A 7,793-nucleotide genomic window follows, 5' to 3' on the forward strand; every position below is an offset into this window, starting at 1 on the left:
GCTGACGCGTCGTACGTGAACGGAGCTGTGATCCCGGTAGACGGGGGTCACACGATGGTCGACGTCGGCACGCTCGCGTTCGGGAGGGTGGCATGAAGGTTGCCGGGATCGAGGTCTCTCCTGACCACTTCATCGGGGGCGAGCGCGTTGCGAGCTCGAGCACGTTCACTGACTACTCACCCATCGACGAGGAGGCGCTCGGCGAGATCGCGCGCGGCGGGCAGCGGGAGGCCGACCTCGCCGTTACCGCAGCCACCGAGGCCTTCCCGGCCTGGGCCGCGCTCGGTGCGTCGGGTCGCGCGGTCTACCTGCACCGACTCGCCGACCTGATCGACGCGAACGTGGAGCGGCTCGCGCCGGTCGAGTGCGTCGACATGGCGATGCTGCTTCGCTCGCTGAAGGCGCGCCTGATCAATCGCGGAGCGCGCAACTACCGCAGCTATGCCGACCTCGCGGTCGCCTACGAGGAGCGCGTGTGGGACTCGAACGGCACTCACAACCGTGTGCTGCGGATGCCGAGCGGGCCGGCCGTCGTGATCACGCCGTGGAACGCGCCCTTCATGCTCTCGACCTGGAAGACGGCCCCGGCCCTCGCCGCCGGCTCGACCATGATCCTCAAGCCGGCCGAGTGGTCGCCTCTGTCGTGCTCGCTTCTTGCCGATCTCGTCGACGAGGCCGGTTTCCCGCCGGGCGTCTTCAACATCGTGCAGGGGATCGGCGAGGAGATCGGCGCCGCGCTCGTCTCGAACCCGGCCGTCAGTCGGATCTCGTTCACCGGCTCGCCCGAGACTGCGCGGCACATCGGTGTCGCTGCGGCGAAGAACATCGTCCCCTTCACTGGCGAGCTCGGTGGCAAGGGCCCGTTGCTCGTCTTCGAGGACTGCGATCTCGAGGCCGCCGCGCGGAAGGCTGCGGGCCAGTTCGACGATGCGGGTCAGGTGTGCCTGGCCGGGACGCGGATCCTCGTCGAGGAGTCGGTGGTAGAGCCGTTCATGGAGCTCTTCCACCGTTTTGCCGACGAGCACGTTCTCGGCGACCCGCGCTCCGACGACACGACGGTTACGCCGCTCATCCATCGCGACCACTTCGAACGCGTCGCGGGCTTCGTCGAGCGCGCACGGGCAAACGGCGACGAGATCGTCCGGGGCGGTCAGCCGGCCGAGCGCGGCGGCCTCTTCTACGAGCCGACGCTCGTCATCCCGCGTTCGAATGACAGCGAGATCGTCCAGCGCGAGGTCTTCGGGCCTGTCCTCACGGTGCAGACCTTTTCTGAGGAGGACGAGGGTGTCGCGCTCGCCAACTCGACCCCGTACGGGCTTTCCGGGATCCTGTACACGGGCTCATCCGAACGGGCGGAGCGCGTGGGGAGGGCGATCCGTGCGGGCACGGTGTGGGTCAACACCTTCCTCGTTCGCGACCTCACGGCGCCGTTCGGCGGGATCGGTATCTCCGGTATCGGCCGTGAAGGCGGCGACTTCGCGCTCGACTTCTACTCCGACCTGAAGACGCTCCAGATCGCGGAAGGAACGACGGAATGACCGCTCCCAGTACAGCACTCGTCTGGCACGAGCGGATGATGTGGCACGACACGGGGTCCGGCGCCTCCGAGTTGCCGGCCGGCGGCTGGCTCGAGCCGGGTGAGCACTCCGAGAACCCCGCCACCAAGCGTCGCTTCAAGAACCTGCTCGATGCGACCGGGCTCACGGACGAGCTCCTGCTTCTCCGGCCCACGCCGGCATCGCACGAGGCGCTCACACGCGTCCATCCCGACGAGTATCTGACGCGGATCAAGGACCTCTCGAGCGGTCGCGGCGGCGACGCGGGCAGCGAATCGCCCTTCGGGAACGGGTCCTACGAGATCGCGCAGCTGGCGGCGGGGGGAACCATCGCTGCAATCGACGCGGTTCTCGACGGCACCGTCGCAAACGCGTACGCCCTCGTCCGGCCCCCGGGCCATCACGCGCTCGCCGATCTCGGCATGGGCTTCTGCATCTTCGCGAACGTCGCCATCGGCGTTCGACACGCGCAGGCCGCGCGCGGGATCGGTCGGGTTGCGATCGTCGACTGGGACGTGCATCACGGCAACGGCACGCAGGCGATCTTCTGGGAGGACCCGTCGGTGCTCGCGATCTCGTTGCATCAGGACGGCCTCTACCCCTCGCGTTCCGGGCTCCTCGAGCAGGTCGGCGAAGGAGCTGGCCTGGGGACGACGCTGAACGTTCCGCTCCCTGCCGGTTCCGGCAGGGGTGCGTACCTCGCGGCGCTCGATCAGGTCGTCGTGCCGGCGCTCGAGGCGTTCGCTCCCGAGCTGATCGTGATTGCGTGTGGCTTCGACGCGGGCGCTCTCGATCCGCTCGGGCGCATGTTGCTTCCCGCTGCGGCGTTCGGGGAGATGACCCGGCGCCTTCTCGATGCCGCCGATCGGATCTGCGGCGGCCGGCTCGTCGCCTCGCACGAGGGCGGCTACTCGGCCGGGCACGTCCCGTTCTGCGGGCTGGCCGTCGTGGAGGCGATGTCCGGCCTCTCCGCCGGGATCGACGACCCGTTCGCCTATCTCGCCGGGGTTCCGGGCCAGGAGATCACCGCGCATCAGCAGGATGCGGTCGACGCGGCTGCGGCTCTCGTTGCCGGCGTGCGGGGACAGGTCTTGCATCCTCCACCCGAGGTGCCCGAGACGTGATTCCGCGAGGGGTGGGTGGGAGATGCAAGACCTGACCCCGCAGCTCGTCCTCGTCCTCTCCGAGAACTGGACGCTGACCCCGCCACGCGACCTGCGCGCCCTCGTCGAGATGGCCGTGGTCGCCGAGGAGGCCGGATTCGATGCCGTGATGGTCAGCGAGCACATCGTCCTCGGGCCGAGCGCCGGAGCGAACGGGATCATGGGCAACCCGCGCGACTACGCGCTTCCCGGGAACCAGGATCCAGCGATGCCGTGGCCGAGCTCGCTCGTGCTGCTGTCGGCGATCGCAGCAGCGACCACGCGTCTCCGGCTCGCTGCCTGCGCCGTCATCGCACCACTTCGACATCCCCTTTTGCTCGCGCGCGAGCTCGGCACGCTCGACCTGCTGTCCGAGGGTCGTCTCGTCGTGCAGCCGACCGTCAGCTGGCACCGTGACGAGTACGACGCCCTCGGCGTTCCCTTCACCCGGCGCGGCGCCCTGCTCGACGAGCATCTCGCCGCGTGGGACGTGCTCTGGCGGGACACCCCGTCCTCGTTTGCCGGTGAGCACTACGCGTTCGAGGACGTCTACCTCGAGCCGAAGGCGTGGAGGCCGGAGGGTCCCCGGCTCTGGCTCGGCGGCGAGTCGGTTCATCCGAAGCTGCTCCGACGGATCGTTCGGTATGCCCACGGCTTCCACCCTCTCGGGCAGCCATCCGACGACGATCTGACGTTGCTTCGGGAAGGGCTCGCGGCGGTCGGACGCGACATTTCGGAGCTCGAGCTCGTCGGCGGGATGCGGGCCGTGTTCCCGGACGACGACAGCCCGTCGCCCCTCGCACCTGCTCTCGCCTCGCTGCCCGAGCAGCAGGCACGTGGCTTCACGACGTTCTGCATCAAGCCGTCGCAGTTCATCGACGACATCGCCCTTTACCCGGCCTGGTGCCGCGAAGTCGTCGAGCGCGTAGGGGTGATCGACGCGTGAGAGCCGAGGTCGCGATCGTTGGCAACGGCGTCGCCGGCACCGCGTGCGCGATGCGCCTCGCGCGTGAGGGAATCCGGCCCCTCCTGATCGGGCCCGGCCTTCCCGTCGACCGGCCGCCGTTGACCAAGTCGGCGCTCGCAGACGGCGTTCCTCGGTTGCTCTCGGACGCGGCGCGCCTCGCCGAGCGCGGCATCGACCTTCTCGATGGGATGGTCGCCTCGGTCGACCTCGCTGCCTGCATGTTGACGGTCGCGACTGAGGAGGGCGAGACTTCGGTGGCGGCGGAGCGGGTCGTCCTCACGACCGGCCTCGCCTATCGGCCACCACCGATCCCGGGTCTCGACGGCGCGTTCGTGAACGCCAATCCCCATGTCTTCGACGCCCTCGGTCGTCTGTTGACGAGTGGCCCCGTCGAGATCATCGTCGTCGGTGCCGGGCTGATCGGAACCGAGAGCGCGGCAACGCTCGCCCAGGCAGGCCACTCCGTGACCCTGGTCGACCTGCTCGATCGGCCGCTCGATCGACTCCACGCTCCCCTGCCCGACCTGGGCCGCGAGACGCTCGACGAGCTCGGTGTGCAGTTCCACGGCGGCGTCGCGATCGAGAGCGCAACCGAGTACTCGCTCGAGACGGCCGCGCACGGAACGCTCGAGGCGGACGTGATCCTCGCTGCAACCGGTGGAGTGCCCTTCGCTCCCCCCGGCCTTGCTATCGATCCCGAACACCTGCCGCTCGCCGTGGCGGCGGACATGCTCGTCCCAGGGTACGAGCGTGCTTACGCCTGCGGCGACCTCGTACTCGTGCCGCACGCGCGCTTCGGGGCCATGCGCTTCCCGCACTGGGACGCTGCGATCGGCACGGGTGAGCACGTCGCCGACTCGATCGCGGGCAACGGCGGGCCGTACGAACGGCTCCCGTACTGGTGGAGCGACATCGGGCCGCGCCGACTGGCCGAGGTCGGCTTCGCGGAGGCCGCTTCGACCTGGGCAGAGGAGGACGGGCTGCACGTCGGGCGAAACACGTCGGGCGAGCCCGTCTGCGTCCTCGTCGTCGACGCGCCGCGTCGGTTGCGTGAGGCCCGAGCGATCGTCCAGGATGGTGCATGAACACGGTCGAGGAGTGGGCGAGCTGTATCACCGTCGAGCAGCTCGACGACGATCCGTATCCGATCTACGCGCGGATGCGCCATGAGGCACCGGTGTGCTTCGTTCCCGCGGTCGGGCTCTGGTTCGTCACGCGGTGGGCGGACGTGGACTTCGCGGCGTCCAACGTCGACCTGATCGACTCGTCGGTGACCCCGTCGCCGCTGAACCGGGTGATGGGCGGCCCGAGCATCCTCGTCCTCGACGGTGAGCCGCAGAAGAAGCTCCGCGCCATGCTCGACCCCTCGCTGCGCCCCCGGGTCGTCGAAGCGACCTCCCCGGATCTCGTCTCCCCGATCGTCGAGCGCCTTCTCGACACGATCGCCGACCGTGGCGAGGCCGAGCTGATGAGCGAGTACTTCGAGCCGATCTCGGTCCTCTCGCTCGGGAGCATGCTCGGGCTCGCAGAGATCGACGGCGACACGCTGCGGCGGTGGTTTCACGGCCTCGCGCAGGGGGCAATCAACTTCGAGGACGATCCCGCGAGGTGGGAAGTCGCAGATGCGACCGGGGAGGAGATCGACCGCACGCTCATGCCGATTCTCGAGCGGCTCTGGAAGACGCCGGATCCGTGCACGATCGCGACGATGTTGCAGCACGCGGAGGGGTCATTCGACGAGCGGGTGGCGGTGATCCTTCCCACGTTGAAGGTGATCCTGCTCGGCGGCATGCAGGAACCCGGGCACGCAGCCGGGACCACGGTCGCTGGCCTGCTCGAGTCGGGTCACGCGGCGGCAGTCGCGGCTGACCCTGCCGGGCTCGTGCGGGACGCTATAGAGGAGGGCCTGCGCTGGGTCGCGCCGATCGGAACGCAGACACGGCGCGTCAAGGTCGAGACCGAGCTCGGGGGAGTGAGGCTCCCGGTGGGCGCCAACCTCGGGGCTCTCGTCTCCTCGGCGAACCGCGACGAGGAGGTCTGGGGGCCGACGGCCAACGCCTTCGATCTGTATCGGCCCAAGCGCAATCACGGCGCCTTCGGCTTCGGTGCACACTTCTGCTCAGGCCATCATTTCTCGCGAGTCCAGATGCGGATCGCTGTGCAGCAGCTATTCGAGAGGATCCCCGGCCTTCAGTCCGATCCGGAACGTCCGCCGCGCTTCAATGGGTGGGAGTTCCGTGCTCCGCAACATCTGCACGTCCAGTGGAAGGCGTGATGTCCAGCGTCGATCTCGGCCCTGCCGACCTCGCGGACGGCGAGCTTCGCGCGGCGACTGCTGAGGGGCTCACACTCGTCGTCGCCCGGTCCGAAGGTCGTTACGTCGCGTTCGAGACGTGGTGCTCGCACGAGGAGTGCCCGCTCAGCGATGGATGGATCGAGGGAGCGGCGGTTCGTTGCGCCTGCCACGGCGCACTTTTCTCGCTGACTGACGGTACGGTCCTCGAGGGGCCGGCTCTCGAGGCAATCATTGTCGTCGAGGCATCCGTGACGGCGGACGAACGCGTGGTCGCAGACATCTCTACTCTGCACCCGTGACTCTCCGTCTCGACGTTCCGCGCGAAATCGCACTTCACAGCGCGTCCGAGATCGTCGTCGAGGCGTGGAACAGCTTTGACGAGGCTCGGCCACAGCAACCTCCGATCGGATCGCACCTCAGAACCCTGCTGACAGCTGCGCTGCCCGAAACACCCACGGGCGTCCTCGAGGTGCTCGAGGACGCCCGCCGAGCACTGGACCAGTCGATTGCACAGCCGCGCCCTCGCTACTTCGCGTTCGTCGCGTCGTCGGGCCTCGAGGTCGGCGTTCTCGGCGACCTGCTCGCCGCGTGCTTCGACGCGAACATGGCGGTCTGGGCGGCGGCAGCGACCGAGATCGAGGATCAGGCGATTCGCTGGGTCGCCGAGTTCCTGGGCTACCCGGCGGGCGCGGGCGCGTTTACGAGCGGCGGCACCGTGTCGAACATGACGGCGCTCGCCGCGGCGCGCGAGCGTGCCGTCCCGGGGTCACGCCGCGACGGGCTCGGGAGCGTCTCTCCGACGGTGTACTGCTCCGACGAGGCGCACTACTCGATCGAACGTGCGGCGGAGCTCCTGGGCATCGGGTCGAGCAACGTACGCTCGATGCCCATCGACGCGGACAGGAGGCTCGTACCCGAAGCCGTCGCAACCGCGATCCGGGATGATCGCGCCGCCGGCCGCACCCCGATTGCCGTGATCGCGACGGCGGGCACCACCCTCACGGGCGCCTGCGATCCGATCGAGGCGCTCGCCGACGTGTGTGCCGACGCCGGAGTCTGGCTTCACGTCGACGGCGCGTACGGGCTGCCTGCAGCGACGACTCCCTCCGCCGGGCAACTGTTCGCCGGGCTCGACCGAGCCGACTCCGTCACGCTCGACGCCCATAAGTGGCTCTACCTCCCCAAGGCGTGCGGAGTGCTACTCGTCCGCAATCGGGCAGACCTCGCCCAGGCCTTCTCGCACGAGGAGGCGTACATCCCGCACGAGCGGTCGGGGCACATGGTCGACATCACGCTCGAGTACTCGCGCCCGTTCCGCGCGCTCAAGCTCTGGCTCGCCTTCCGGGCGCACGGAGCGCAGGCGTTCCGTGACGCGGTCGAGGACAACCTTCGCCAGGCACGGCTCCTCTACGACCTCGTCGTCGCGCACGACTCCCTCGAGCCCCTCTGCGGCCCACCGCCACTCTCGATCGTCCCGTTTCGCTACCTCGGGTCCGGCGGAGACGTGAACGCGGAGAACGCTCGACTCGTGCGTGCGCTCCAGGACGACGGGCGGGTCTGGGTCGCGCCGGCGACGATCGACGAGAAGGTCGGCCTGCGTCCCTGCTTCGTCAACTTCCGCACGACTGATAACGACGTTCGCGCGCTCGTGGACATCGCCGTCGAGCTCGGGAGCTAGCGGCTAGGGGTCAGGTCTTGCATTGCAGCACCTGAGCGGCTGGACTCGGTCTCGCACTGCGTCCGGGTGTTGCAATGCAAGACCTGACCCCATTCACAGCTGGCTCCTATCGACCCGCAACTCTGACTTAACCGCGGGCAATGCGTCGTTCACG

Annotated in this window: 7 protein-coding genes; all 7 read left to right on the plus strand. The window is 68.8% G+C overall.

The window, feature by feature from the left end; translation table 11 throughout:
* The first annotated feature begins 92 nt into the window (after window positions 1-92).
* From ABIR74_RS06710 to ABIR74_RS06740, 7 genes are read left to right on the plus strand one after another with little or no spacing between them, the layout of a single operon-like run.
* The gene (locus tag ABIR74_RS06710; RefSeq protein WP_348176253.1) at window positions 93-1,538 is read left to right on the plus strand and encodes an aldehyde dehydrogenase; all 1,446 of its coding nucleotides are present in this window, start codon (window positions 93-95) and stop codon (window positions 1,536-1,538) included.
* Window positions 1,535-2,680, plus strand: coding sequence for a class II histone deacetylase (locus ABIR74_RS06715; RefSeq protein ID WP_348176256.1), 1,146 nt, complete (start codon window positions 1,535-1,537; stop codon window positions 2,678-2,680). The genes ABIR74_RS06710 and ABIR74_RS06715 overlap by 4 nt, the downstream gene beginning before the upstream one ends.
* Window positions 2,681-2,702: 22 nt before the next feature.
* A complete protein-coding gene (locus tag ABIR74_RS06720; RefSeq protein ID WP_348176259.1) occupies window positions 2,703-3,644 on the plus strand; it encodes a TIGR03619 family F420-dependent LLM class oxidoreductase in 942 nt (313 codons plus the stop codon).
* A complete protein-coding gene (locus ABIR74_RS06725) occupies window positions 3,641-4,750 on the plus strand; it encodes an NAD(P)/FAD-dependent oxidoreductase (RefSeq protein ID WP_348176262.1) in 1,110 nt (369 codons plus the stop codon). The genes ABIR74_RS06720 and ABIR74_RS06725 overlap by 4 nt, the downstream gene beginning before the upstream one ends.
* Window positions 4,747-5,940 (plus strand): cytochrome P450, encoded by a 1,194-nt coding sequence (locus ABIR74_RS06730; RefSeq protein ID WP_348176265.1) that lies wholly within the window; start codon window positions 4,747-4,749, stop codon window positions 5,938-5,940. Before ABIR74_RS06725 ends, ABIR74_RS06730 begins: the two co-directional genes overlap by 4 nt.
* Entirely contained in the window at window positions 5,940-6,260 is a 321-nt protein-coding gene (locus ABIR74_RS06735; RefSeq protein WP_348176270.1) for a Rieske (2Fe-2S) protein, read from the plus strand. The genes ABIR74_RS06730 and ABIR74_RS06735 overlap by 1 nt, the downstream gene beginning before the upstream one ends.
* Window positions 6,257-7,639, plus strand: coding sequence for an aminotransferase class V-fold PLP-dependent enzyme (locus ABIR74_RS06740; RefSeq protein ID WP_348176268.1), 1,383 nt, complete (start codon window positions 6,257-6,259; stop codon window positions 7,637-7,639). The genes ABIR74_RS06735 and ABIR74_RS06740 overlap by 4 nt, the downstream gene beginning before the upstream one ends.
* Window positions 7,640-7,793 lie beyond the last annotated feature (154 nt).

Origin of the sequence: Gaiella sp. (genome assembly GCF_039915195.1) — a bacterium.
Classification (GTDB): domain Bacteria; phylum Actinomycetota; class Thermoleophilia; order Gaiellales; family Gaiellaceae; genus Gaiella.

Bases quoted from the DNA above. Each gene is read 5' to 3' on its own strand.
- ABIR74_RS06720 (WP_348176259.1), top strand. From the start codon at position 2,703: ATGCAAGACCTGACCCCGCAGCTCGTCCTCGTCCTCTCCGAGAACTGG.
- ABIR74_RS06735 (WP_348176270.1), top strand. From the start codon at position 5,940: ATGTCCAGCGTCGATCTCGGCCCTGCCGACCTCGCGGACGGCGAGCTT.
- ABIR74_RS06710 (WP_348176253.1), top strand. From the start codon at position 93: ATGAAGGTTGCCGGGATCGAGGTCTCTCCTGACCACTTCATCGGGGGC.
- ABIR74_RS06715 (WP_348176256.1), top strand. From the start codon at position 1,535: ATGACCGCTCCCAGTACAGCACTCGTCTGGCACGAGCGGATGATGTGG.
- ABIR74_RS06730 (WP_348176265.1), top strand. From the start codon at position 4,747: ATGAACACGGTCGAGGAGTGGGCGAGCTGTATCACCGTCGAGCAGCTC.